Source organism: Pseudomonas lini (assembly GCF_964063345.1).
Taxonomy (GTDB): Bacteria; Pseudomonadota; Gammaproteobacteria; order Pseudomonadales; family Pseudomonadaceae; genus Aquipseudomonas; species Aquipseudomonas lini_B.
Genome location: NZ_OZ061318.1, coordinates 3,061,263 through 3,086,255, shown reverse-complemented (window position 1 = coordinate 3,086,255; position 24,993 = coordinate 3,061,263). Strand labels below are relative to the sequence as shown.

Annotated in this window: 17 protein-coding genes, 2 rRNA genes and 5 pseudogenes; 11 read left to right on the top strand and 13 right to left on the bottom strand. The window is 58.7% G+C overall.

The window, feature by feature from the left end; translation table 11 throughout:
- Positions 1 to 104: 104 nt before the first annotated feature.
- Positions 105 to 220 (top strand): 5S ribosomal RNA (rrf, locus tag AB3226_RS14070).
- Between the two features lie 107 nt (positions 221 to 327).
- Positions 328 to 443, top strand: a 5S ribosomal RNA gene (rrf, locus tag AB3226_RS14065).
- A 103-nt stretch (positions 444 to 546) separates the two neighbouring features.
- Here rrf (AB3226_RS14065) and tssI read toward each other — a convergent pair.
- Positions 547 to 1,363 (bottom strand): annotated as a pseudogene (tssI, locus tag AB3226_RS14060) (type VI secretion system tip protein TssI/VgrG); the annotation flags it as partial.
- A 727-nt stretch (positions 1,364 to 2,090) separates the two neighbouring features.
- Here tssI and tssA point away from each other — a divergent pair.
- The 5 genes and pseudogenes from tssA to AB3226_RS14035 form a co-directional block, all read left to right on the top strand.
- On the top strand, positions 2,091 to 3,647 hold the full coding sequence (tssA, locus tag AB3226_RS14055; RefSeq protein WP_367373471.1) for a type VI secretion system protein TssA: 1,557 nt from the start codon (positions 2,091 to 2,093) through the stop codon (positions 3,645 to 3,647).
- A gap of 32 nt (positions 3,648 to 3,679) precedes the next feature.
- Entirely contained in the window at positions 3,680 to 4,195 is a 516-nt protein-coding gene (gene tssB / locus AB3226_RS14050; protein WP_367373470.1) for a type VI secretion system contractile sheath small subunit, read from the top strand.
- 26 nt (positions 4,196 to 4,221) lie between these two features.
- Positions 4,222 to 5,214 (top strand): annotated as a pseudogene (tssC, locus tag AB3226_RS14045) (type VI secretion system contractile sheath large subunit); the annotation flags it as partial.
- A pseudogene (locus AB3226_RS14040) lies at positions 5,202 to 5,687 on the top strand (protein kinase); the annotation flags it as partial. The pseudogenes tssC and AB3226_RS14040, both read left to right, overlap by 13 nt.
- Positions 5,688 to 5,715: 28 nt before the next feature.
- A pseudogene (locus tag AB3226_RS14035) lies at positions 5,716 to 7,659 on the top strand (type VI secretion system tip protein VgrG); the annotation flags it as partial.
- 270 nt (positions 7,660 to 7,929) lie between these two features.
- Here AB3226_RS14035 and AB3226_RS14030 read toward each other — a convergent pair.
- The gene (locus AB3226_RS14030; protein ID WP_305424512.1) at positions 7,930 to 8,310 is read right to left on the bottom strand and encodes a DUF6124 family protein; all 381 of its coding nucleotides are present in this window, start codon (positions 8,308 to 8,310) and stop codon (positions 7,930 to 7,932) included.
- Between the two features lie 587 nt (positions 8,311 to 8,897).
- Here AB3226_RS14030 and AB3226_RS14025 point away from each other — a divergent pair.
- Positions 8,898 to 9,281 (top strand): helicase, encoded by a 384-nt coding sequence (locus AB3226_RS14025; RefSeq protein ID WP_367373469.1) that lies wholly within the window; start codon positions 8,898 to 8,900, stop codon positions 9,279 to 9,281.
- 47 nt (positions 9,282 to 9,328) lie between these two features.
- Here AB3226_RS14025 and AB3226_RS14020 read toward each other — a convergent pair whose 3' ends face one another.
- Positions 9,329 to 10,093 carry a Fic/DOC family protein gene (locus tag AB3226_RS14020; RefSeq protein ID WP_367373468.1) on the bottom strand — a complete coding sequence of 255 codons (765 nt, stop codon included), beginning with the start codon at positions 10,091 to 10,093 and terminating at the stop codon, positions 9,329 to 9,331.
- Positions 10,090 to 10,347: a hypothetical protein gene (locus AB3226_RS14015; RefSeq protein WP_367373467.1), complete on the bottom strand. Its 258-nt coding sequence runs from the start codon at positions 10,345 to 10,347 to the stop codon at positions 10,090 to 10,092. Before AB3226_RS14015 ends, AB3226_RS14020 begins: the two co-directional genes overlap by 4 nt.
- Positions 10,348 to 10,815: 468 nt before the next feature.
- Between AB3226_RS14015 and AB3226_RS14010 the strand changes: the two genes are divergently transcribed.
- Positions 10,816 to 12,162, top strand: coding sequence for a hypothetical protein (locus AB3226_RS14010; RefSeq protein WP_367373466.1), 1,347 nt, complete (start codon positions 10,816 to 10,818; stop codon positions 12,160 to 12,162).
- 77 nt (positions 12,163 to 12,239) lie between these two features.
- On the opposite strand, the gene AB3226_RS14005 is transcribed toward AB3226_RS14010, so the two are convergent.
- The 6 genes from AB3226_RS14005 to exbB all read right to left on the bottom strand — a co-directional run bounded on the left by AB3226_RS14005 (position 12,240) and on the right by exbB (position 19,150).
- A complete protein-coding gene (locus tag AB3226_RS14005; protein WP_367373465.1) occupies positions 12,240 to 13,640 on the bottom strand; it encodes an aminoacyl-tRNA deacylase and HDOD domain-containing protein in 1,401 nt (466 codons plus the stop codon).
- Between the two features lie 78 nt (positions 13,641 to 13,718).
- Positions 13,719 to 15,794 (bottom strand): ATP-dependent DNA helicase RecG, encoded by a 2,076-nt coding sequence (gene recG, locus AB3226_RS14000; protein WP_030132455.1) that lies wholly within the window; start codon positions 15,792 to 15,794, stop codon positions 13,719 to 13,721.
- 9 nt (positions 15,795 to 15,803) lie between these two features.
- Entirely contained in the window at positions 15,804 to 16,733 is a 930-nt protein-coding gene (locus AB3226_RS13995) for a hydrogen peroxide-inducible genes activator (protein WP_008007618.1), read from the bottom strand.
- A gap of 285 nt (positions 16,734 to 17,018) precedes the next feature.
- Positions 17,019 to 17,765 (bottom strand): energy transducer TonB, encoded by a 747-nt coding sequence (locus tag AB3226_RS13990; RefSeq protein WP_367373464.1) that lies wholly within the window; start codon positions 17,763 to 17,765, stop codon positions 17,019 to 17,021.
- Entirely contained in the window at positions 17,762 to 18,190 is a 429-nt protein-coding gene (exbD, locus tag AB3226_RS13985) for a TonB system transport protein ExbD (protein WP_038980717.1), read from the bottom strand. Before exbD ends, AB3226_RS13990 begins: the two co-directional genes overlap by 4 nt.
- Before the next feature lie 6 nt (positions 18,191 to 18,196).
- Complete coding sequence (gene exbB, locus AB3226_RS13980) at positions 18,197 to 19,150, bottom strand: tonB-system energizer ExbB (protein ID WP_367373463.1); 954 nt, start codon at positions 19,148 to 19,150, stop codon at positions 18,197 to 18,199.
- 189 nt (positions 19,151 to 19,339) lie between these two features.
- On the opposite strand from exbB, the gene AB3226_RS13975 reads away from it, so the two are divergent.
- A complete protein-coding gene (locus AB3226_RS13975) occupies positions 19,340 to 20,197 on the top strand; it encodes an SDR family oxidoreductase (protein WP_367373462.1) in 858 nt (285 codons plus the stop codon).
- A 98-nt stretch (positions 20,198 to 20,295) separates the two neighbouring features.
- Positions 20,296 to 21,317: pseudogene (locus AB3226_RS13970) on the top strand (IS110 family transposase).
- 364 nt (positions 21,318 to 21,681) lie between these two features.
- Here AB3226_RS13970 and AB3226_RS13965 read toward each other — a convergent pair.
- From AB3226_RS13965 to spoT, 3 genes are read right to left on the bottom strand one after another with little or no spacing between them, the layout of a single operon-like run.
- Positions 21,682 to 22,422, bottom strand: a complete 741-nt coding sequence (locus AB3226_RS13965; protein ID WP_367373461.1) for a hypothetical protein — start codon at positions 22,420 to 22,422, stop codon at positions 21,682 to 21,684.
- A gap of 57 nt (positions 22,423 to 22,479) precedes the next feature.
- The gene (locus AB3226_RS13960; protein WP_003177257.1) at positions 22,480 to 22,860 is read right to left on the bottom strand and encodes a RidA family protein; all 381 of its coding nucleotides are present in this window, start codon (positions 22,858 to 22,860) and stop codon (positions 22,480 to 22,482) included.
- A gap of 24 nt (positions 22,861 to 22,884) precedes the next feature.
- Complete coding sequence (gene spoT, locus AB3226_RS13955; RefSeq protein ID WP_253546079.1) at positions 22,885 to 24,990, bottom strand: bifunctional GTP diphosphokinase/guanosine-3',5'-bis pyrophosphate 3'-pyrophosphohydrolase; 2,106 nt, start codon at positions 24,988 to 24,990, stop codon at positions 22,885 to 22,887.
- Positions 24,991 to 24,993: the final 3 nt, after the last annotated feature.

Below are 24,993 nucleotides of genomic sequence, written 5' to 3'. Positions count from 1 at the left end.
GAAACGAACCGAAAGTTTGTGACACTCACGAAACACCAGATCTATCACATACCCATTCGCTGGAGCGTGATCTCGCAAGAGAGAACGACCTGGCTACCGAATTTCTTGACGACCATAGAGCATTGGAACCACCTGATCCCATCCCGAACTCAGCAGTGAAACGATGCATCGCCGATGGTAGTGTGGGGTTTCCCCATGTGAGAGTAGGTCATCGTCAAGATTAAATTCCGAAACCCCTATCTGCGTATGCAGGTAGGGGTTTTGTTTTAGTAGAAGTCACCGTTTTTGCTGGCACGTTACCGCTGTAACGGGCTGGTCACAGAATTTCTTGACGACCATAGAGCATTGGAACCACCTGATCCCATCCCGAACTCAGCAGTGAAACGATGCATCGCCGATGGTAGTGTGGGGTTTCCCCATGTGAGAGTAGGTCATCGTCAAGATTGAATTCCGAAACCCCTGTCTGCTTATGCAGACAGGGGTTTTGTCTTTCTAGGGCCATAGAAACTTCAATCCGGAACGGGTCAGATCCAGGCCTTGCGTGCATTGATTTTCATGGGTGGTTTCAACCCAGTCCTGACGCAGACCCAAAGAGACATGCCACTTATCCGTCTCGATGAGGTCTTGCAGGTAGATGCCGGTTGTTCCAGGCGATGCAGATAGCTGGTCGGGCTGTAGAAGTCGATGGCCGAATTGCCATGCTCCAGATTGAGCGCATCGATCGGCGCAAGACCGTCACTGGTCCAGTCAACTACCGTTTTGCGTCGCTGGTAGTCCGCGTCCATCAGCTCTATATAGTTGCGTCGGTGAAAAACTCGGCTTGCAGCATATGGTCGGGATTGCCATCCAGATAGTGTGACCACGACTTCCATGCTGATGCGTGGAATGATCACCGCGCCGAAATTCCCTCCCCGCCCAGCTGGAGGACACCCGCAGCCAACAACTGCTGTGTTCGCTATTGCCGCTCAGCACCCAATAAATTCGACTTTGACGCGACCATATTCATCGCAATAGATCTCTTCGCCGGGCCGGCCTGTGGCACGCGCGTTCTGGCAGACCAGCACAGGTTTTCGGGGAGGCATCGGTAGCCGATAGAACACGTCCCCAAGGAATCGCGTTGAAGCGTTTGCGGTAGCCCTGGGTAAAATCGTCCTCAGGTTCGGCAGCGCTGGTGACTGACTCTTAAGTACCTGGGGTTGATTTCCAGCGTGAGTGACCCCGTACAGCAGCCATAGATCGTTGTACGTTTCGCGTGGGTGTTGCATCAGGCGGAAAAAATGACCGCTGCACAGGGTCGACTGATCGCGTTCGCTTCGGCCAATTGGTAATCGGTACGGTGCCGTCCCAGCGTCTGCCGGGCGAGCTATTTACCGCGCTTTTCTCGTGGCGGGTGGTTGTGTTGGGGCGGGGTGCTGAAACGCAGGGAGACCTTAAGCCTAAAGAGCAGACAAGTCGCAGTGCCAAAGCCATGCCCGGCGTGAGCAAACGCAAACTGCCCAGCACGCTAACAAGAGGGCAAAAGAATGAATGTCGGACACGTCCAGAAAATGCGTCAGAGTTTTCCCCATTTCAGAATGTTGCGTCAGTAATGCGCGAATGGCTTTCGATACTTTTGTAAGAAGGTTGAGGGGTAAATACAAGGTGCCGTCATTGGTGGCGCCTTATATTGCTTATTGTCAGTTATCGCTATATCCATGAATGACTGTAACTTTCGGAAAACTCCTACATTTTTTATTGTTTATTTTTGTCATGCTGAGTTCCGTTTCAGCGCGTGAATGTTCTGTGATTATTGGCGCGGTTAATAAACCGCTCTGGCTCGTTGTTGCATGGGTGATACGTCGAGAGAGGGGAAGTCAAAACCAAAGTCAAGGGATCCACTGTGCCATATAGGGCGGATCTCCTACAGTAACAAAAAGACGCGGTTTTATTGTTTAATCGGATGCTTGCAAATGGCCATCGTTGTGATTGGGGTGCGCGCCTTGAAAGAGCGCGAATTCAATTGGATGAGATTCATCGCAGCTCTTTGATACTGTCCGGCACCATTGCAACTTCAATGGCCGTATGACCGTAATCCTAATTAAAGGCCATGGATGTCCTATTCAAGCAAACTTTCCGCTCATTACCTTGAACTCGCAAAAGGCTCCGTTTCAGAAGAGAATTTCGCGGGTGAGGATGTTCGCTTTTCGAGCGAATATGAGGCATTGGAAAGCGAGCTGGGCAAAGCCCAATCCATGTACGAAAGCGGTCAGATCGACTGGCTGAAAATCCGCGAAAACAGTGAAAACCTGCTGCGTGCTCAATCCAAGGATTTGCGTGTCGGAGCGTGGCTGACCTGGGCGCTGTACCAGCGCGAATCCTTCCAGGGGCTGCTGGCCGGCCTCGGTTTGCTGCACCATCTCTGTGAAAACTATTGGGCCGAGGTTCACCCTGGCAAGGCTCGTACTCGCGCTGCTGCCATCAGTTGGTTGGTGCCGCGTCTTGAGCAGGTGCTGAACGAAAACGTCGCGATCAAAGAGCAGCTGCCGCTGTTCCGCCGTCTGGTCGAGCATCTTGAAGGCCTCGACACCGCATGCACCGAGCATCTGGGCGACGAGGCGCCGTTGCTGTTGCCGATTTCCCGTCGCTTGAAAAACATGGTCCAACGCGCCGCCGACAATCAGCCGGAACCCGGTGTTGTGGGCGCCGCAGTGGCGCAGGTCAAGCAGGCCGCGACTCAGCTGTTCACCCCCGGCGCGCCAATCGACAACGAGAAAGAAGCCCACAAGGCCCTGCGTGCCCAGCAGGAAAACGCCCGTCCGTTGTGTGCCTGGTGGCTCAAGCAGAAGGCTACTGATCTGCGTGCCCTGCGCCTCAATCGCACGTTGTTGTGGCTGCCCATCGACGCGGTGCCCGAGCGCAACGCTGAACAGATCACCGTTCTGCGCGGTTTGCCTGCCGACAAGCTCAAGGCCTATCAGGACCGCTACGACCAGGGGAAATACGCTGATCTGCTGGTAGAGCTGGAGGCGAGCCTGGCGAAGGCGCCGTTCTGGTTCGATGGCCAGCGAATGGTCTGGGAATGCCTTCAAGGGCTGAGCGCCGAGATGGCGATGCGCGAAGTGGAAATCCACTTCGCGCTTTTTTTTCAGCGCCTGCCCGGCATTATCGAATTGCGTTTCCATGACGGCGCGCCGTTCGCCGATCCGGCCACCCGGGCCTGGATCGGTGCCCACGTCATGCCGCATCTGCAAAGCGCCAGTGCGCCGCGCAAGGTGGAAGTCGCCGATACCCAGCCGGCCTGGGAAGTGGCCTTGGAAGAGGTCTTGCCGATTCTGCGCAAGGACGGCCTCAAGGCCGCCGTACAAATCCTCAAACAAGGCCTGCAAAGTGCCCACGGCGGGCGGGTTCGATTCTTCTGGCAGTTCGCCCTCGCGCGGCTGTGCTTCATGGCCAAGAAGTACGAACTGGCCAAGACCCAACTCGAAACCCTCGACCAAATATTACAGGACTCAGGCCTGCACGCCTGGGAGCCCGATCTTGCGCTGGAAGTGCTGCATTTGCTGCATAGCTGCTGCGAGTTGTTACCGCAGAACCATGCAGTGCGTGAACGCAAGGAAGAGATTTATCGCAGGCTGTGCCACCTCGATCTCGAAGTGGTACTCGAATAGGCCCCAGGGCCACAACCGCAAGGAGAAAAGCCATGGCCAAAGAAGGCTCGGTAGCCCCCAAGGAACGCATCAACGTCACCTTCAAACCCGCCACCGGCGGTGTTCAGGAAGAGATTGAACTGCCGCTGAAGCTACTGGCAATCGGTGACTACACCCACCGCAAGGACGAACGCAAAGTCGAAGATCGCAAGCCGATCAGCATCGACAAAATGACTTTCGACGAAGTGCTGGCCAAGCAAGAGCTGAGCCTGACGCTGAGCGTGCCGAACCGTCTTCAGGAAGAAGGCGACACTGAAGAGCTGGCCGTGAAACTGCGCGTCAACTCGATGAAGGACTTCAACCCGGCCTCGCTGGTCGAGCAAGTGCCTGAGCTGAAAAAACTGATGGAACTGCGCGACGCGCTGGTGGCCCTCAAAGGCCCGCTGGGTAACGCGCCTGCGTTCCGCAAAGCCATCGAAGGCGTGCTCGCCGACGACGAATCCCGCGGTCGCGTGCTGGGTGAACTGGGCCTGAACGCCGCAGCCCAGGACGCCGCTAAAAACGTCTGAGCCTCTATCAGTCAAGGAAGCTAACAATGAGCACTAGCGCAGCACAGCAAAAGAGCAACGAGAACGGCGAATACAGCATTCTCGACAGCATCATCGCCGAAACCCGCCTGACCCCGGATGACGAAGCCTACGATATCGCCAAACGCGGTGTATCGGCATTCATCGAAGAGCTGCTCAAGCCGCAGAACAACGGTGAGCCGGTCAAGAAGGCCATGGTCGATCGAATGATCGCCGAGATCGATGCCAAGCTCAGCCGTCAGATGGACGAGATCCTCCACCACCCGGACTTCCAGTCTCTGGAGTCGTCATGGCGTGGCCTGCAGTTGCTGGTCGATCGCACCAACTTCCGCGAAAACATCAAGATCGAAATCCTCAATGTCTCCAAAGAAGACCTGCTGGACGACTTCGAAGATTCACCGGAAGTGATGCAGTCGGGCCTGTACAAGCACATCTACACCGCTGAATACGGTCAGTTCGGTGGTCAACCTGTGGGCGCGATCATCGCCAACTACTTCATGTCCCCAAGCTCGCCGGACGTGAAACTGATGCAGTACGTGGCCAGTGTTGCCTGCATGTCCCACGCGCCGTTCATCGCCGCGGCCGGCCCGAAATTCTTCGGTCTGGAAAGCTTCACCGGTCTGCCGGACCTGAAGGATCTGAAAGATCACTTCGAAGGCCCGCAATTCGCCAAATGGCAGAGCTTCCGTCAGTCGGAAGACTCTCGTTACGTTGGCCTGACCGTGCCGCGTTTCCTGCTGCGTAACCCGTACGACCCGGAAGAGAATCCGGTCAAATCGTTCGTGTACAAAGAAACCGTCGCCAACAGCCACGAGCACTACCTGTGGGGCAACACTGCCTACGCGTTCGGCACCAAGCTGACCGACAGTTTCGCCAAATTCCGCTGGTGCCCGAACATCATCGGCCCGCAGAGCGGTGGCGCGGTTGAAGACCTGCCGTTGCACCATTTCGAAAGCATGGGCGAAATCGAAACCAAGATTCCTACCGAAGTATTGGTTACGCCCACGCTCGCGGCGTGCTGCACGGCGACATGAAACCAAGCAACGTCATGCTCAGCGAAGAAGGCGTGCGCCTGTTCGACTTCGGCCTCGGCCAAGCGGAAGAGGGCATCTTGCCCGGCCTGCCGCACCTGAGCCGCAACCGCTTCAACGCCTGGACCCCCGGCTACGCGGCCCCCGAACTGCTCGAAGGCCAGCCGCTGTCGGCCAGCGCGGACGTGTACGGCGTGGCCTGCGTGATTTACGAACTGGCGGGTGGCAAACACCCGTTCCGCCGCTTGCCGTCGACCGAGGCCCGCGACGGCCAACTCGAACGCGAGCTGCACGCCCCTCGAAATCTACCGAAACACTGCTGGCCAGCCCTGCGAACGGCGCTGGCTTTCGATGCGGCAGATCGAACGATCACTGCTGCCCAACTGCGTGACGCTATGGGTGCCACATCGTCTTGGCTGCAACGCCTTCGACTGCGGGGGTAACGGATGACTACCGAACAGGGAGCAAGCAATGTTCAACTCAGCGAACGAAACGCACTTCAGCCTCACAGTCGAAGACTACGCAGGCGACCTGCATGTGTTGTCGTTCACCGGCACTGAAGGCATCAGCCAGCCGTATCGCTTCGACCTCGAATTGGTCAGCGAAAACCCGGACCTGGACCTGGAAAAGCTCCTGCACAAACAGGCGTTCCTCGCATTCGACCCGAAGGGTTCCGGCATCCACGGCCAGATCTACCGCGTCGCCCAAGGCGATGCCGGCAAGCGCCTGACCCGCTACAAAGTCTCCCTGGTGCCGCACCTGCAATACCTGCATCACCGCACCAACCAGCGCATCTACCAGCAGATGTCGGCGCCGAAAATCATCGCGCTGATCCTCGAAGAACACGGCATCAAAGGCAACGCCTACAAATTCCAGTTGAGCACCCCGTGCCCGGACCGCGACTACTGCGTGCAATACGACGAAACCGACCTGCACTTCGTCCAGCGCCTGTGTGAGGAGGAAGGCATTCACTACCACTTCCAGCACACCTCCAAAGGTCATTTATTGGTCTTCGGTGACGATCAAACGGTGTTTCCGAAACTCGGCCAGCCCACCGCTTATGTGCAAGGCAGCGGCATGGTCGCCGACGAACCGGTGATCAAAGGCTTCAAACTGCGCCTGGAAACCCGCACCGGCCGCGTCACGCGCCGCGACTACGACTTCGAAAAGCCCAGCCTGCGACTTGAAGCCGCGTACAAACCCGACGGCGAAAGCACCGAGCCAGACCTGGAAGACTACGACTACCCCGGTCGCTTCCTCGAGCGCGCGCGCGGCAAATTCCTTAGCCAGCGCGTCCTCGAACGCCACCGCGCCGACTACCACCAAGCCGAAGGCCATGGCGACCAAACCACCCTCGTCAGCGGCCACTTCCTGGAAATGTCCGACCACCCACGCACCGAGTGGAACGACCTCTGGCTGCTCACCGAAATCGTCCACGAAGGCAAACAGCCGCAAGTGCTCGAAGAGGCGGTGACCAGCGATACCACCGAAAACAAAGACGACTTCCACCAAGGCTACCGCAACCGTTTCCTCGCCACCCCATGGGCCATGTTCTACCGCCCGGCACTGGAACACCCGAAACCCCGCGTCCTCGGCTGCCAGACCGCCATGGTCACCGGCCCCAAAGGCGAAGAAATCCACTGCGACCAATACGGCCGCATCAAAGTGCAATTCCACTGGGACCGCGAAGGTTTGGCGGATGACAAAACCAGCTGCTGGATGCGCGTTTCTTCCAGTTGGGCTGGCGACCGTTATGGCCCCATCGCCATTCCGCGTATTGGCATGGAAGTGCTCGTCACCTTCCTCGAAGGCGACCCCGACCAACCGCTGGTGACCGGTTGCCTGTACCACAAGGAAAACCAGGTTCCGTACGAACTGCCGGCGAACAAGACTCGCACCGTGCTCAAAACCCTCAGCTCACCGGGGGGCGGTGGGTTCAATGAACTAAGGATTGAGGACAAGAAAGGGGCGGAACAGATCTTTATTCATGCTCAGCGCGATTGGGATGAAAACATTGAGCATGATCAGAAGATTCGGGTCGGCAACGAGCGTCACGACACCGTTGAGAAGAACACTTACACCGAGCTGAAGGCTGAGGAACATCGGACCACCATCGCCGACCGCAAGACTGAAGTGCGGGTGGATGATCACCTGACGATTGGGCAGAACCAGCACATCAAACTCGGGAATGCGCTGCTGACCAGTGCCGGGAAAGAGATTCACCTTAAGGCTGGGGACAAGATTGTTATCGAAGCAGGGATGGAGCTCACGGTTAAGGTCGGTGGGAGTTTTATCAAGCTCGATGCAGGTGGTGTGACGGTTGTTGGGCCGGTGGTGAAGATTAATGCCGGCGGGTCGGCGGGGAATGGGACCGGGATTGGGATTAAGCCACCGGTGCTGCCGGGGGCTGCGGATGTCCCAAGAACTCTTCCGGTTTGAAGATCCGCAAGCAGTATCTGTATCTAGCAATATGCGGACGGGCAGTGCGAGATGAGTTTCCGTCTGTTTCGTGAAGACCTTGTCTATTGCGCTGTGCGAATGCGCTTTCAGTTATCTATGAACCGCTAAAGGAATGATCGGTTTGAAATATCTGCATGAAGGCGTCACCGGAGACAGGCTGCCAGTGGTGAGTCGAGATCATTGAGAAAGGGGACTCAATGTCCCCTTTTTCTTTCTGTGGTCCCTTTATGCCTTCGCCCGATGCTCCGCCGGATTCGGCGAATCAATATGATCCAGCGCTCGTTCTACCAACAACTGAACCCCATCGGCCATTCTGCTGAGCGCCAGGGCAACTGAGCGGCGGGTGCCTTCGATGTCGTCGGCCAGGTCGGCGGCAATGGCGCTGATGGACTTCAGGTCTTCTGAGGCGTTGGCCAGGAGGGCTTCGGTGTCGATATCGGGGGAGACGGTGAAGAGTTTGCCTTTGCGTTTGGGTTTTTCGTTGGGCGGTGGGGCGAAATGGTGGTCGAGGGCGCGTTCGGCGGCTTCGTGGAGTTTTCTGGAATCGAAGGATTCGTAGGGGGATGTGGCTGGGTTTTCTGGCGGATTCGGTGTTGGCTTGATCATTGGAATAGTACCGATATTAGGAGCTAACACCGTTTCGCTTGCACTTCGAATGAGGTGGCGGCTGTGTATAGGTGTGCAAGACCGGAATCGGCAAACCGGCAGACCCGAAGGCCTCCCACACACAGCCGCCATAACGATTCGCGAGCATAAGAAAACGCTCGATGAATAGCCATAACCGATTGTGTGCCGATTCTGGACTTGCACGTCCGAGTCACCGATTTTGCGGTGACGAACAGAGGTTATCGGTGAAGATGAGGGTTGCCTAGTTCATGGACAGCCCGGCGTTTTGAAGGAAATTTCCCAGAGGTTTGAGGGCATCAAGATCAAAAGATCGCAGCCTTCGGCAGCTCCTACAGGAATGTGTTTCTTCAGGTGTAGGGCGGGTGTTGGGTATGACGCGGAGCGTCACGGGATGCATTCCCACGCGGGAGCATGGGAACGATCAAGGTTGAGGCGGGAAAGCGTGACTTGGCGGTCATCATGCGGGAAAAGCGGTTCATCTTCTTCTAACGCAACCTAACAGTGGTGTTCTTGCTTGAAGCGGCTACACTGCGCCGGCCGTTCATTTTTCTATTGAGGCTACGCGCATGAAATTTCGTTTTCTTCTGTGGATGCTGGGTTTGTTGATGGGTAAGGCCAGTCGGACTAATCCTGCGTTTCAGCAGCAGTTGGGTGACAAGGAATTGGTGTTTCAGCTACAGACCCTGGACGGGAAAGTGGCGCGGCATTTCTTTGTGAAGGATCAGCGCATTACCAGCAAGTCGGGCGTGTATGCCGAGCCGGCGTTTGCGATTGCGTTCAAGGACGCGGCGTATGGCTTTGCCACGATGCAGGCGAAGAGCAAGCAGTTGGCGTTTATGACGGGGATTCAGGACAAGTCGATTCAGATCAAGGGCAACCCGGCGTTGGTGATCTGGTTTCAGGGGTTGACCAAGTATTTGAAGCCGAGGAAGGCCAAGCCTAAGGCCTAGGTCTTTCAGGTGGCTCGCCGGGATTCATCGAGAGCAAGTTCGCCTCTTCAGCCATCCGACTCAGGAGGCGCAGGGGCGTCGAGCGGTTGGGCCCGGTATGTCTTGTAGATCTGCTGGACTTGCGGGTTATCCAGGTTCTCGTAGGTGATGTCTTCCTTGTCCAGGCCATCCAGGCCTCTGATACCACTAATGGTCTCTGGCCACTCGTCACGGCTGGATATATCGACTACGAACGGGTTGAGGTAATTATCGAGATGCCTCTCGCGAGGCTCTCGGATCTCGTCGCTGAGTGCCCGCAGGTAGTCGTCTTTGCTTGTCTTTGACCAGTCGATGGCGAACTCGGCCCGATAACAGAGTTCCATGAAGACTAATAGAATCGTGCGCCCATTGCCGTCCAGGAAGGGGTGTGCGAAAGCCAGCTGACCCATCACCCCGCCGGGATGGTCTCTGAAGCGTTTCTCGTCTGCTGCTAGCTTAAGCGCATAGTCGACAGACATTTTGATGGAGTCCGGGCGCTCGAAGATGGTGCTGCGGGGATCGTCGAGGGAACCCTTGAAGACTGCCAGGTGAGGGACAAGCTCGTTCCGGTCTTTTCCTGCCCAGTGATAGAAGCCGGAGAACAGGATTTCGTGAACGTTGAGTACAGTCTTGTAATCGATTGGCTTTTTCTTGGCCAAATAGGCAAGCGCTTCTTCGATACTCAACTCGAACGAAAGATGCTCTGACTCTTTTACTTCAGTGGGATCTTTCAGTTGCAGCGAGTTTTGAAGGTATCCAGCCGTTTCGAAGTCGCCGAACGGATCAAAAGTCATGCGCTACGTTTCTGTGCACGCCTTTCCTGAAGATAACGTCCTTGAAGCGCCAGGATTTCAGACTTGCTCAGAACGCCTTTTCTCTTGAGATTGACGAGCAACTGTTCGATGCCATCCAACTCGACGACATCGCCAGCCAAACGGGTAATGCTCACGGCCATACGACTCATGCCGTCACGTTCGGCGGTGACTTTGTTTTCTTTCGCAAGCTTACGGACCTGGTTTGCAACACTGACAGCAGCTGATTGGGTCATCGGAAAGCCCTCTATTTGCCGTCAAATCATAGCAGGGCGATTGCTGCTTGTCGTCGCTGGCTCAAAGGTCAAAATCTATGGACATTGGGTCATGTTTGAACCCCGAAAAGGCCCAGGGTAGTGTAGCGAGGCGAGTTCGCGCAGCTGCACTTCAGCCTCAAGAACATTGCTGACGACGTCGTTGGCTTTGTCGCGGGTCATGGAAAAGGGACGCCCATTAGCCGGTCTCAAGCCAAGGGGAATCCGGCGTTGGTGATCTGGCCTCAGGGGGTGACCAAGTATTTGAAGCCTGGGAGGAGGCCTGCTGCTGTTCGTTGAACTGATTCAGTGGCTCGAAAAGTCAAGCACTTGGCTTTTAATGAATGCAGAACTGCCATTTGTGACAGGTGTTTCGGGCGGTGTCTCCGTGCTCCACTGCGATTGTGTCCCTAGAAGGGACATCCTTTTGCACCACGATGGAGCGCGATTATGGATCAGATAAAAACAAATGCAGCAGGCACTCTCGATCCGTCGTTTGGTAGCGATGGCGTGGTGAAGCTGCCGTTCCCTGACATTGTCGGAGGCATTCCGGCGGCTGTTCTCGCTTTGCCAAATAACAAATTACTTATCGCTATTAGCCTAACGAGTGCGCAAAATTTACCGGTCAAGGTGATACGGCTGGATATGGCTGGAAAGATCGATGATTTGTTTGGTACGGGCGGTTTCGTTGATATCCCTTTCGGGGATGCGGGACGGTTTGTGCCATATCAACTGCGTCCGCTTCAAAAACGCGGATGGATGATTGTTGGCACGCTAGAAGAAAGCCCAGCTGATTTTTACGGCGATCTGGCCATCGTCCGCCAGTTTGAAGATGGGCAGCTGGATGCTTCATTTGGTAATGACGGTAAAGTCATCATTAAAACCAACGAACTTTTGGATAGCTGTGTCGGAGCTGACGCCAAGTTTTTAACTCGCCGTCACAACGAAAAGTCAGCTGAGACGCACGGTAATGTTCCGGTTACAGCTGCTGTGTCGGCAGCCGAGCAACAGGACGGGAAACTCGTCTTGGTCAGCACAGTTGTCTTTGATTTCGACAATTCTCTGGGGATTGTGCTGCGTCTTGATGTTGATGGCTCGCTGGATAAGACCTTTAATCAGACAGGCTTTGTATTCGTCAATCTTCCTGGCGTGACGCATTCTTGGACATTTGCTCAGGGTGTCGCAATTCAGGGGGACGGGAAGGTTTTGGTCTGTGGTGATTTCATCCGTAATGAGACGGGTGCGTTCCAAGAGGCTTATGTGCTGCGCTACCTTGAGGACGGAACAGTCGATTCGGAATACGGTGCTAGCGGATTGGTGACCATCAAAGGTAACGGAACAAAATTCTCCCTTGAAGCGATGGCCCTAAAACCGGACGGAGGGATCGTCGCCGCCGGCACCTCGACAACTCATGGTAAAGGGGCAGGATTGCTCGTCGCTCTAAACCCTAGCGGGGATTTCAACCTCGTCTTCAACAATGGAAAGCCAGTGATCTCTGATTTCCTGCCGAATGGATTGTCCTGGAGGCGGTGTGCATTGCAGACGGATGGAAAAATCATCGTCACCGGGCAGGGCGGCAGTGAGCCTCTCGATGAAAATAGCACGATGGTAACTGCCCGCTATCTCGCCGATGGCTCCCGGGATCAGTTGTTTGGAGATGATGGTTGGGCCGACTTCAATGATGGTGCAGGGCTAGTTCTCCACAGGGACAGCGTAGTTACGGTAGGCAATCAGGTCGTAGTTTGCGGCCGTATCATCAAGCCCGTTCAGGGACATGTGGTCCGTTACTTGGGATGAGCTGGTCAGCTAGTCCGCGAGGGATTCTTCGCGAGCAAGCCCGCTCCCACACTGGACCGAGTGTGGGAGCGGTTTTTTTATGCCTGGCTGAACTGCGAGGCGAGTTCACGCAGAAGCACTTCAGCCTCAAGCACTTTGCTGACGACGTCGTTGGCTTTCTCGCGGGTCAGGCCTACGCGTTCGAGCAGGGCGTCGGGGATGTCTTCATCCGGGCCGGAGCCGATGCCGCGGCTGCGCAGCAGGCGCACGGCCAGGCAGACGAGGTTCGGGTATTCGGCGTAGTCGCCGTCGTAGCCCGGATCGTGCTGGAAGCGCAACGCAGTTGCCAGTTCATCGGGCATGTCCCAGTAGCGCATCAGCCATGAGCCGATCTGTTCGCGGCTGATGCCCAGCAGGTGTTGTTCCACGTAGCTGTGGCACAGGTGCGGGTTGACCTCCAGGTGGCGGCAGATCAGCGAGAAGTGTGGCGGGAACACGTGAGCCAGCAGCAAGTAGCCGAAGTTGTGCAGCAGGCCGGCGAGGTAGGTCAGGCCGGCTTCCGGGCGCTGGGCGCGGGGCATGGCACGGGTCAGGCCTTCGATGACGGCGGCGGTGTAGATCGATTGCTGCCAGTACGGCGTGGTGTGTTGCGGGTGGTCTTTGGGCAGGCTCAGGGTTTTGCCCAGGGCCAGACCCAGCGCCAGGTTGATCACCAGGTCGAAACCCAGCACGCGGACGATGGCGTCTTCCACTGAACGAATCTTGCCCGGCGAGGCGTAGTACGGCGATGCTGCCCAGCTGACGACTTGTGCGGCCAGGGCCGGGTCGGTTTCGACCACGCCAGTGATGTCGTCGATGGTGGCATTGGGGTCGACGCGCAGCTTGATGATTTTCTGCGCGGTCTCGGCCAGCGGCGGAATCTCGATGGTCTCTTCCAAACGTTGCTGGATGCGCCGCGCGGTGAACGCTTGCACGGCCTGGGTGATTTCCTCGCGGTCATCGTCGGGGCGGTCGAGGTTCGGGCGGATGCGGTTCACGGCTTCGCCGAAATTGCCGGCGCTGGATTTGGTGAGCATGATTTTGAAATCGTCGCTGGCGATTTCCAGCAGCACGCCCGGCTCGCCCGAGTTGATCAGCAGCGTCGGTTCGCGCAGCAGGCTTTCTTCATACAGGCACGGCGAGCTGGTGAGTGCCGGCAGGCCGGGCAGCAGGCTCAGGTTTTGTTTGCCGAGCATCTTTACCTGGCGTTCGGTGGGTACAGCAGTCAACCGGCGGCCAGTGAGTTCGGCGAGGCGGTTGAGGTCGAGCAATTGATTCTGGGGGAACAGCACCATGAGCGTGCCGACGGCATCGTCCAGCAGAACTGCCTGCACTTTACGCGCGGCGTTCAGGCCGTGATGGTCGAGGACTTCTTCGTAGGCGATGCCCAGCTTGCCCAGCATCAGCCGAATAACAGACGGAGCGTGCGAGGTTTCGGGGGCGAGGGCAGCTTCTGTCATGGTCTGTATCCGTTTGCAAACAATTGCAGGAGTATAACCAGCTTGTTTAAAGCCAGGGTCCAGAAACTGCGACAGTGCTCACACTTGGCCGTATTGCTGCCCATGGCGTAGCCAGCGGTCGAGTAGCGGGCTGACGTGATCCGGCCAGCGTTCGAGCAAGGCCTGAGCGGCGTCGCGCACGGCGGGCAATAAATCGGCGTCGCGCATCAGGTCCGCGACCTTGAATTGCAGCAGGCCGGTCTGGCGCGTGCCGAGCATTTCGCCAGGGCCGCGCAGTTCGAGGTCTTTTTCGGCGATGACAAAACCGTCGTTGGTTTCGCGCATGATACCCAGCCGCTGACGGCCGATCTGCGACAACGGCGGATGGTAAAGCAGCACGCAATGGCTGACGGCGCTGCCCCGACCGACACGGCCACGCAGTTGGTGCAGCTGCGCGAGGCCGAGGCGTTCAGGGTTTTCGATGATCATCAGACTGGCGTTGGGCACGTCGACGCCGACTTCGATCACCGTGGTCGCGACCAGCAGTTGCAGGTTGCCAGCCTTGAACTCGGCCATCACCGCAGCTTTTTCGGCGGGCTTCATGCGGCCGTGGATCAGCCCGACCTTCAACTCGCCGAGGGCGGCGGTGAGGTCTTCAAAAGTAGTTTCGGCGGCCTGACAGGTCAGCTCTTCAGACTCTTCGATCAGCGTGCACACCCAATAAGCCTGACGCCCTTCGGCACAAGCGCCGCGCACGCGTTCGATCACTTCGACGCGCCGGGTATCGGTGACCAGCACCGTGTTTACAGGCGTACGGCCGGGCGGCAGTTCGTCGAGGATCGAGGTGTCGAGGTCGGCGTAGGCGCTCATGGCTAGCGTCCGGGGAATCGGCGTGGCGGTCATGATCAGCTGGTGCGGACACATCCGCCCACCGACGCCTTTCTGCCGCAATGCCAGGCGCTGCTGCACGCCGAAGCGGTGCTGTTCGTCGATGATCGCCAGCGCCAGGTTCTTGAACTGCACTTCTTCCTGAAACAGCGCGTGGGTGCCGACCACCATTGGCGTGCCATTGGCGATTTGCTCCAGCGCGGCCACGCGATTTTTACCCTTGAGCTTGCCGGCCAGCCACGCGACTTCGATGCCCAGTGGCTCGAGCCAGCGTTTGAAGGTGATGAAATGCTGCTCGGCGAGAATCTCTGTGGGCGCCATCAATGCGACCTGATAACCGGCCTCCAGCGCTTGCAATGCGGCGAGGGCAGCGACCACGGTTTTGCCGGCGCCCACGTCGCCCTGAATCAGCCGCAGCATGGGTTCGTGCTGACTGAGGTCGTAAGCGATTTCGTTGCCGACCCGTTGCTGAGCGCCGGTCGGGGTGAAGCCGAGGTTGGCCAGATACTGAGCGGGCAGCTTCGTGGCTTTTGGCATTGCCGGGGCACGCAGGGCACGCATGCTTTCGCGAAGGCGCTGCTGGGACAGTTGATGGGTCAGCAGTTCTTCGAATGCCAAACGGTGTTGGGCCCAGTGATGACCGAGGGCGAGTTCGTCGACGTCGGCATCGGCGGGCGGGTGATGCAGGTAGCGGATCGCATCGGCCAGCGGCGCCAGCTGATAGTCCCGGGCCAGTTCGGTCGGCAGCCAGTCGGGCAGGCTGCTGGGGCCGAGCAGGGTCAGGGTTTGCATGCACAGTTGGCGCAAACGCTGCTGGGTCAGGCCTTCGGTGAGCGGGTAGACCGGTGTCAGGGTTTCATCCACCGGCGGCGGCTCGTCGCCCGTGATGGCGCGGTATTCCGGGTGGTAGATCTCCAGTCCCGACGCACCGGGCCGCGCTTCGCCATAACAGCGAATGCGCGTGCCGCGTTTGAGGCCTTCTTTCTGGGCGTTGCTGAAATGGTAGAAGCGCAGGCTGAGCCCGCCGGTGCCGTCCTGCAAACGGACAACCAAACTACGTCGCCGGCCCATGACCACGTCGGCGCCGCTGACGGTGCCTTCGATCACGGCGTCCTGGCCCGGTCGCAAATGGCCGATCGGGACCACGCGGGTGCGGTCCTGATAACGCAGTGGCAGGTGGAACAGCACGTCCTGGAGATTCTCCAGGCCGACCTTGGCCAGTTTCTCGGCCATGGCTTCGCCGACACCCTTGAGTGCCGTTACCGACACTTGCGACAACTCGGTCATGGCAGCGACTTAACCGGCCACCACCGGCGCTGGCGGCTTGGCCACCGAGCACAGGCGAATGGAGTCGGCGAGAATTTCAATCGCCTTCGGCCGCGGGAAGCTCGCGCGCCAGGCGATGGCCACGGTGCGGAACGGCACTGGCGCGCTCAATGGGCGAACTTCGATCACGCCGGGAGCGTAGTGATGGCTGTCCACCGCCGACAGCGGCAGGATCGAAATGCCCAGGCCGGACGCGACCATGTGGCGAATGGTTTCCAGGGAGCTGGATTCCACCGTGGTGTGTTTGGCGCCGTCGTTGCCTTTTGCCAGGGTCGGGCAGGCTTCCAGCACTTGATCGCGGAAGCAGTGGCCTTCGCCGAGCAGCAGCAGGCTCTTGTCGTTGAGCAGGGCGGCGTCGATGGATTCTTTTTGGGTCCACGGGTGCTGGGCCGGCATCAAGACGTAGAACGGCTCGTCGTAGAGTTGCAAGGTCAGCACGTCGGCTTCGTTGAACGGCAGGGCGATGATGATCGCGTCGAGCTCGCCGTTGCGCAGTTTATCGCGCAGCACGTGGGTGAAGTTTTCTTCGATGTACAACGGCATCTGCGGGGCGACCCGGTGCAGTTGTGGAATCAGGTGCGGGAACAGGTACGGGCCGACGGTGTAGATCGCGCCGACTTTCAGCGGCGCGGTCAGCTGATTCTTGCCGGCCTGGGCCAGTTCGCGGATGCCTTGAGCCTGTTCCAGGACTTTCTGCGCCTGGGCGACAATGCCTTCGCCGACCGGCGTCAGGCGCACGGCGCTCTTGCTGCGCTCGAAAATCAGCACACCGAGTTCGTCTTCAAGCTTTTTCACGCCCACCGACAGGGTCGGCTGGCTGACGTGGCAACGCTCGGCCGCGTGGCCGAAGTGCTGCTCTTGGGCGAGGGTAACGATGTAGCGTAATTCTGTGAGAGTCATAGCAAGCGTCCATGAAGTTGCGGGCCAAGCATACCGGCTGCAATCGATAGACGCACGTTATCAGACTGAGTGTGCTGAGTGACACAGGACAATGCGGGTTTGGCGTTTGCGGATATGCAAAAGGCACCTTTCGGTGCCTTTTGGCGAGATCGCGGATCTTTCTGAAGTAAGCATGACCCTGTGGGAGCGGGCTTGCCCGCGATGAGGCCATCACATCCAACATCTTTGTTGCTGTTATATCGCTATCGCGGGCAAGCCCGCTCCCACAGGGTTTTGTGTTGTGTCTTAACGGCGACGTTCCAGCGAGTAAACAAACGGTGCAACGATTTCGATGGAGCCGTTGTTCAGCATGTCGGCCGGTGGCTTGGGCAGCGGTTGGGCGCGGCGGATCATTTCCAGGGTGGCCCGGTCCAGATCGGCGTTGCCGGAGCGGCCCACCAGTTCGAACGACAACACGTTCCCTTCAGCATCGACCACGAAGCGCAGACGATTCAAACCTTCCTTGCCGCGCTGCTGTGCACTGGCCGGGTACTTTTTGTACTTGGCCAAGTGCGCGAGCAGGGTGCCTTGCCAGCTAGCCTTGGCAGCTTGCTGCGCGGGCGATGGGCCGGGTGCCGGCTGAGCGGATTTCTCCGTCGGTGCCTGGGTCGGTTGCGCGTCGCTCGGTTTTTCCTCGGAAGGCTTTTCCTTCGGCGGTTCCGGCTTTTTCTCCACAGGCTTGGGCGGTTGAGGCTTCGGCTTGGGTTTGACCTGTTTCGGCACGGCAATCTCGGCCTTCGGCGCTTCAGCGAGTTTCGGCAGCGGCAGTTCCTCCACCGGGGCCGGAGGTTGTGGCGGCGTGATCACCTTCGGCGGTGCGGGCGGTGGCGGGGCCGGAACCGGCGCCAGCTCGACCATCATCGCCTGCGGCGGCAGCTCGATCGGCGGGCGCGACGTCCAGTTCAGCGCGAGCGCAATGGCCAGCGCATGGACGCCCAGCACCACGGCCAGGCTCCCGCTGTAACGCGTCAGCTTTTGGCGCGTGTTGATCATTTCTTGGCTGCCGTCTCGAGTCCGACCAGGCCGACCTTCAGGTAGCCGGCGGCGCGCAGGGCGTCCATCACGCTCATCAGGTCGCCGTAGTCCACGCCTTTATCGGCCTGGAAGAAGATCGTCGTGTCTTTCTTGCCCTTGGTCTTGGCGTCGAGTGTGGCGCCAAGGGTCTCGGCCTTCACTTCATCTTCGCCGAGGAACAGGCGCTGGTCAGCTTTCACGCTGAGGAACACCGGTTTCTCTGGCCGCGGCGCCGGTTTGGCGGTGGAAGCAGGCAGGTCGACCTTGATGTCCACGGTGGCCAGCGGGGCAGCCACCATGAAGATGATCAACAGCACCAGCATCACGTCGATGAACGGCGTGACGTTGATTTCGTGGTTCTCGGCCAGATCGTCGTCTGCGCCTTCTTTCAAATGCAGGCCCATGGCCGATTACCCCACTTTCACCATGTGCGGTTGCGAGCTGCGCTCGGTCGGCAGGTGGTCGAGATCACGGCTGACCAGCAGCAGGACTTCTGCCGAGGCATCGGACACTTGCGCCTTGTAACCGGCGATGGAGCGGGCGAAGACGTTGTAGATGACCACCGCAGGAATCGCTGCAACCAGACCCAGCGCGGTTGCCAGCAGGGCTTCGGCGATGCCGGGGGCTACGACGGCGAGGTTGGTGGTCTGGGTTTTGGCGATGCCGATGAAGCTGTTCATGATGCCCCACACGGTACCGAACAGACCGACGAACGGCGCGGTGGAACCGATGGTGGCGAGTACGCCGGTGCCGCTGCTCATGTTGCGACCGCACGCAGCGACGAGGCGCTCGAGGCGGAAGCTCACGCGTTCCTTGATGCCTTCCTTCTCGCGGCTGTTGGCCGACAGGCGCATTTCTTCCAGCGCGTCATGGACCAGCAGGTTGGCGAGGGTGCCTTGCTTGGCCGCCGTGGCGCTGGCTTCTTTGAGAGTGGCGGCTTTTTTCAGGTGAACGATTTCAGTGCGCAGACGACGCTTGGCGCCCATCAGCTCGAAGCCCTTGGCGATCCAGATGGTCCAGGTGATGATCGAGGCGATAGCCAGGCCGATCATCACGATCTTCACGATGATGTCGGCGTTTTGGTACATGCCCCACGGCGACAGGTCATGGGCCATGCCCAAGGTATTGTCGGCTTCGAGGACTTCCGGTACGTCAGCGGCGTCCACGGCCTGGACCGGATCGGTCGCGGCAGGTGTCACGGCAGGCGCAGCGGGTGTTTGAGCGGCGGCAGGCTGTGTGGCCGGCGCTTGTGCATCAGCGAAGGCGGCGGTCGGCGCCAGCATCAGGCTGAGCAGCAGGGCGGCCACCGCGCTCCAGGCGCGAGGTCGTTTGGTTGGCGAAGCGGGGAATTGATTGGGTGTCATGCTGGCCGGACCTGAGAGGAAAAGACGGTAAATGTTCTTCCAGGCCTCGTGAGGCCGAGAACAAAAGTGGCGTGCATTATTGCAAGTAATTCTTGTTAACAAAAGTAATAGAGTATCTTTTTTTCCTTCATTGCTAGCCGCGTGTCCTTTGCCGGCGCTAGTCTGTAGCTTTCCGATAGGAGTTTTCTGATGTCCGCGCCTTCTGTTTTGATCGCCGGCTGCGGTGATGTTGGCAGTCGTCTGGCCACGCAATTGTTGAATTCAGGGTGGGAGGTTCACGGCTTGCGGCGTAACGTCTCACGCCTGCCCCAAGGGGTGATTGGCGTTGCCGGCGACTTGTTCAATAAAGACTGCCCGGCGACCTGGCCAATCGGAGCGGTGGATTACCTGGTGTATTGCGCGGCGGCTACCGATCACGATGAGGCCGGATACCGCGCCGCTTATATTCAGGGTTTGCAGCACGTGCTGGAATGGCTCGGCGACTACGGGCAAGTGCCCAATCGGCTGCTATTCGTTTCCAGCAGCAGCGTTTACGGCCAGCAAGAGGGCGAGTGGGTCGACGAGAACTCGCCGACCGTGGCGGCTGGCTATTCAGGGCGTGTGATGCTGGAGGCCGAGCAAGTGGCGCGTGATAGCGGCATTCCGGCCAGCATCGTGCGCCTGACCGGCATTTATGGTCCGGGCCGGGAATGGCTGCTGACCCAGGTCCGTCGCGGTTATCGCGTGGCGATCGATCCACCGTTGTACGCCAACCGCATTCACGTCGATGACGCGGCGGGGTTGCTGGCGTTTTTGCTTGAGGCAGATCGGCGTGGGGTGACGCTGGATGATGACTATATAGGCGTCGACGATGCGCCCGCGTCATTGGCGGAGGTGGTGGGCTGGTTGCGTGAGTATCTGGGCGTGACCGAATGGGCCGAGGATGCGAGTGTGCGTCGTGCCGGCAGCAAGCGCTGCAGCAATGCCCGGGCGAAGGCGTTGGGTTGGGTACCGAAGTATCCGAGTTTCCGCGAAGGTTATGCCGCGATCCTCGAAGGCCGCTGCTGAAATCCAGTTACACACAACAACTAATGAAATGGCTACCCCCGCCGCCCCCTGCGATCGCCCACTAAGCTTTCGCAGGGGGCCTATCGGAGACCGTTGCCATGAAAGTAGCTATTGCCGCCATCGACCTGGGAAAACACACCTTTCATCTGCATGCACAAGATGATCGTGGTCATGAGCTTTACCGCAAAAAGTTTAACCGAGTGGCGCTCATTCAACACTTGGCGAACCTCGAATCCTGCACCGTCGTGATGGAAGCCTGTGGCGGCGCCCACTTCATGGCGCAAGAGGTGGCCAAGCAGGGCCATACGCCCAAGCTCATTGCGCCGCATCTTGTGCGTCCTTTCGTGAAAAGCAACAAGAACGACTTCGCCGATGCCGAGGCGATCTGCGAGGCGGCGACTCGCCCCTTGATGCGCTTTGTGCATCCCAAAACCCAGGCTCAGCAGTTGCTGGCCATGCTCAACTCGACACGCGACTCGTTCATCAAGGAGCGCACCGCGGCCGCCAATCGGATTCACGCGGCCCTGCTGGAGGTGGGCGTCAGCCTGGCCCCGGCTTCAAATCAATCAAAGAGCTGCCGGCGCTGCTGCAAGCGAGTTCACTTTCTGAGCCCTTCAAAAAAATCCTGATGGGGTTGCATAAGCACTTCAACTATCTGGATGAGCAGGTCAAGGCGCAGGACAAAGACGTGGAGTGCCAGGCCGCCGAAGATGATCTGGCGGCGCGTCTGATGACCATGCCGTGTGTCGGCCCGATCACCTCCACCGTCCTGGCTGCCGAGTTGGGCGATGGCAAACAGTTCAAATGCGGCCGGGGCTATTCGGCGTCGATCGGGCTGGTACCCAAGCAGCATTCCACGGGCGACAAGACCGTCCTGTTGGGCATCAGCAAGCGCGGTGATCGAAACCAGAGGCGCCTGCTTGTCCAGTGCGCCCGGGTTTACTTGATGCAACTGGACCGCCAGAAAGGCTGGCTGGCGGACTGGGTCCGGCAGCTATTGGCCCACCATCACTCCAACCATGTGGTCTGCGCGCTGGCCAACAAGCTGGCGAGGATCGCCTGGGCGATTGCGGCCCACCACACTGAATTCGATGCAGGGCCAAGCGCAATGAACGCCTGACCCTGCTGTCACCCGAGCACCACCCACCTGGTTTTGCGATGCTGGATAACTGATGACGTGAACGGCCAACCGGCCTGACGACAACCCTGAGCTCCCACACGGCTGAAAGGCCGTTCAACTAATTAGGATCGTCGGGCATCGATTCTCATCGAGGCGCGGGGCACAGTCCCCACTCAGACGCCGGATAGATGAAAGCAAGCCAACCACGCATCACAAACAGTATTGCAGAAAAGGGGGTAACCATAGATGTGGGAGCGGGCTTGCCCGCGATGAGGCCATAACATTCAACATCCAGGTTGACTGTTACACCGCCATCGCGGGCAAGCCCGCTCCCACAGGGTTATCTGTTGGCTTCAGAACCGGGTTACTGCTTTTCCAGCAACCATTTGCGATCGCCCGGCGTAAACGAAGGCATCTCGTCCGCCAGTGCGGTATTCACCGTCTGGAAGATCTCCAGTTCTTTGCCCTTGCGCGCAAAGATCCAGGTATTGCCCTGGCCATTCACCTGCAGCCAGATGTTGTCGTTGCCGCCGCTCATCGATGCGCAATCGCCCGCCAGGCATAGGGCATAACGATCCGCACCGGGCAGGCCGGCAACCTGGCCGTCTGCCTGGAATTGCACGGTATTGCCTTCGCCCGGGCCGCTGAGAATTTTCCAGCTGCCGCCCATATAAGCCGAATACAGTGCCCGCTCGAAACTCGCGCCAATCGGTGCGCCTTCCGGCACCTGGACCGCTGCACGGTCGAAGACTTGCTCCGGCTCGTTGTCGTTGGCGGCCTGGCTCAGTTGCTTGCCATCACGCTTCAACTCGCTGGCGGAGCTGCCATAAAAGTCGACTTTCCAGGCGCCGGACTCTTCGCCCAGCAGCTTGCCTTCGACATTTTCAAAACCATTGGTGTAGCGGGCCTGACCGGCCCTGGTGTTGACGTCCCATTCCAGGTTCGGGCCATAGGCCTGAAGCGCTTCCCGCAGGGGGCCGCCTTTGGATGCAGCATCAATCGCCGACTGATTGATCCAGGTGCCGCTGATATCACGGTCGGCAGGGTCGCTGGCACAACCGCCCAAGAGAAGGGCGACCAGCGAGAGAGCTAGCGCTTGGCGCATGGTGGAATCCTTTCAAAACAAGATCGGCGCAGCATTAGAGGGGCTGCGCCGGACACATTACTCGATGACCAGAATGGCATCCATTTCAACCTGCGAGCCCTTTGGCAGGGCTGCTACGCCGATGGCGGCGCGGGCTGGGTAAGGTTGGTCGAAGTACTTGCCCATGATCTCGTTGACCTTGGCGAAGTGGCTCAGGTCGGTGAGGAAGATGTTCAGTTTGACGATGTCCTTGAACGAACCACCGGCCGCTTCAGCCACGGCTTTGAGGTTCTCGAACACCTGGACGGTCTGGGCTTCGAAGCCTTCGACCAGTTCCATGGTTTTTGGGTCCAGAGGAATCTGACCCGACATGTAAACGGTGTTGCCAGCCTTGATCGCCTGGGAATAAGTACCGATGGCGGCCGGGGCCTTGTCGCTGTTGATAACGGTCTTGGTCATGTATGACTCCTTGTGAAGGGTGGGCTACGCGCGCATGCGGGTGATGCGAATCACCCCGGTCAGGGCGCGCAGTTTCTTGATCACGCGGGCCAGGTGCACGCGGTCGTGCACGCTGACCACCAGTTGGACCACGCTGATACGACCGTCGCGTTCGTCCATGCTGATTTTTTCGATATTGCCGTCGGCTGCATTGACGCTGCTGGCCAGCAGGGCGATCAGGCCGCGCTGGTGTTCCAGTTCGACGCGCAGCTCGACATTGAATTCGCCGGTGACATCCTTGGCCCACGAGAGCTGGATGCATTTTTCCGGGTTGTGGCGGATTTCGCTGATGTTGCGGCAGTTGTCCAGGTGCACCACCATCCCTTTGCCGGCGGAGAGGTGGCCGACAATCGGGTCGCCCGGGATCGGCGTGCAGCACTTGGCGTAACTGAGCACCAGACCTTCGGTGCCACGAATCGCCAGCGGGCCTTCCGGGCTTGGCAATTGTTCGCCTTCCCCGAGCAGGCGACGGGCGACCACGTAAGCCATGCGATTGCCCAGGCCGATGTCTTCGAGCAAATCTTCGATGAGTTCGAGGCGATATTCGTGGAGCATCACCTGCACGCGCTCGGCCGGGACTTTTTCCAGGGAGCTGTCGAAACCGTTGAGTACCTTGTTCAGCAGGCGTTCGCCGAGGCTGATGGACTCGGAACGGCGTTGCAGTTTCAGCGCATGGCGGATGTGCGTCCGCGCTTTGCCGGTAACCACGAAGTTGAGCCATGCCGGGTTTGGTCGTGCGCCCGGGGCGCTGACGATCTCGACCGTGGAGCCGCTTTGCAGCGGTTCGGACAGCGGCGCGAGACGACGATTGATCCGGCAGGCGATGCAACTGTTGCCCACATCGGTGTGCACCGCGTAAGCGAAGTCGACCGCCGTTGAGCCTTTGGGCAGCTCCATGATCCGGCCTTTGGGCGTGAACACGTAGACCTCGTCCGGGAACAGGTCGATCTTCACGCTCTCGATGAATTCCAGCGAATTGCCGGCCCGTTGCTGCATCTCCAGCACACCTTTGACCCACTGACGGGCGCGGGCGTGAGTGCCTTTGGGCTGCTCGTCGCCGCTGGATTTGTACAGCCAATGGGCAGCGATGCCGTTGTTGGCCATCTCTTCCATTTCACGGGTGCGGATCTGAATTTCGATCGGTACACCGTGCATGCCGAACAGCGTGGTGTGCAACGACTGGTAGCCGTTGGCCTTGGGGATCGCGATGTAATCCTTGAAGCGACCCGGCAACGGTTTGTACAAATTATGTACAGCGCCTAGCACGCGGTAGCAGGTATCGACCTTGTCGACGATGATCCTGAACGCGTAGACGTCCATGATCTCGTTGAAGGCCCGACGCTTGCCGCGCATTTTCTTGTAGATGCCGTAGAGGTGTTTCTGACGACCGCTGACCTCGCCCTGGATGCCATCGATGGCCAGGCAGTGGCTGAGGGATTCTTCGATCTTGTTGACGATTTCCTTGCGATTGCCCCGGGCGCGTTTGACCGCCTGGTTGATCCGCGCGGAACGCATCGGGTGCATGGCCTTGAAGCCGAGGTCTTCGAACTCTATGCGGATGGCGTGCATGCCCAGCCGGTTGGCGATGGGCGCATAGATTTCCAGGGTTTCCTTGGCGATTCGCCGGCGCTTTTCGCCGGACAGCACTTCCAGTGTGCGCATGTTGTGCAGGCGGTCGGCCAGCTTGACCAGGATCACGCGAATATCGCGCGCCATGGCCATGGCCATTTTCTGGAAGTTTTCGGCCTGGGCTTCGGCTTTGGTCTCGAAGTTCATCTGGGTCAGCTTGCTGACCCCGTCGACCAGTTCGGCCACGGTTTCGCCGAACTGCGCTTGCAGCGCTTCCTTGGCAATACCGGTGTCTTCGATCACGTCATGCAGCATGGCCGCCATCAGGCTCTGATGGTCCATATGCATGTCGGCAAGAATATTCGCAACCGCGAGTGGGTGCGTGACGTACGCCTCACCGCTGCGGCGGCGTTGGCCATCGTGGGCTTGTTCGGCGTAGAAGTACGCTCGGCGGACCAGATTGACCTGGTCCTTGCCGAGGTAGGTCGATAAGCGATCGGCGAGGGCGTCTATGCTCGGCATGAT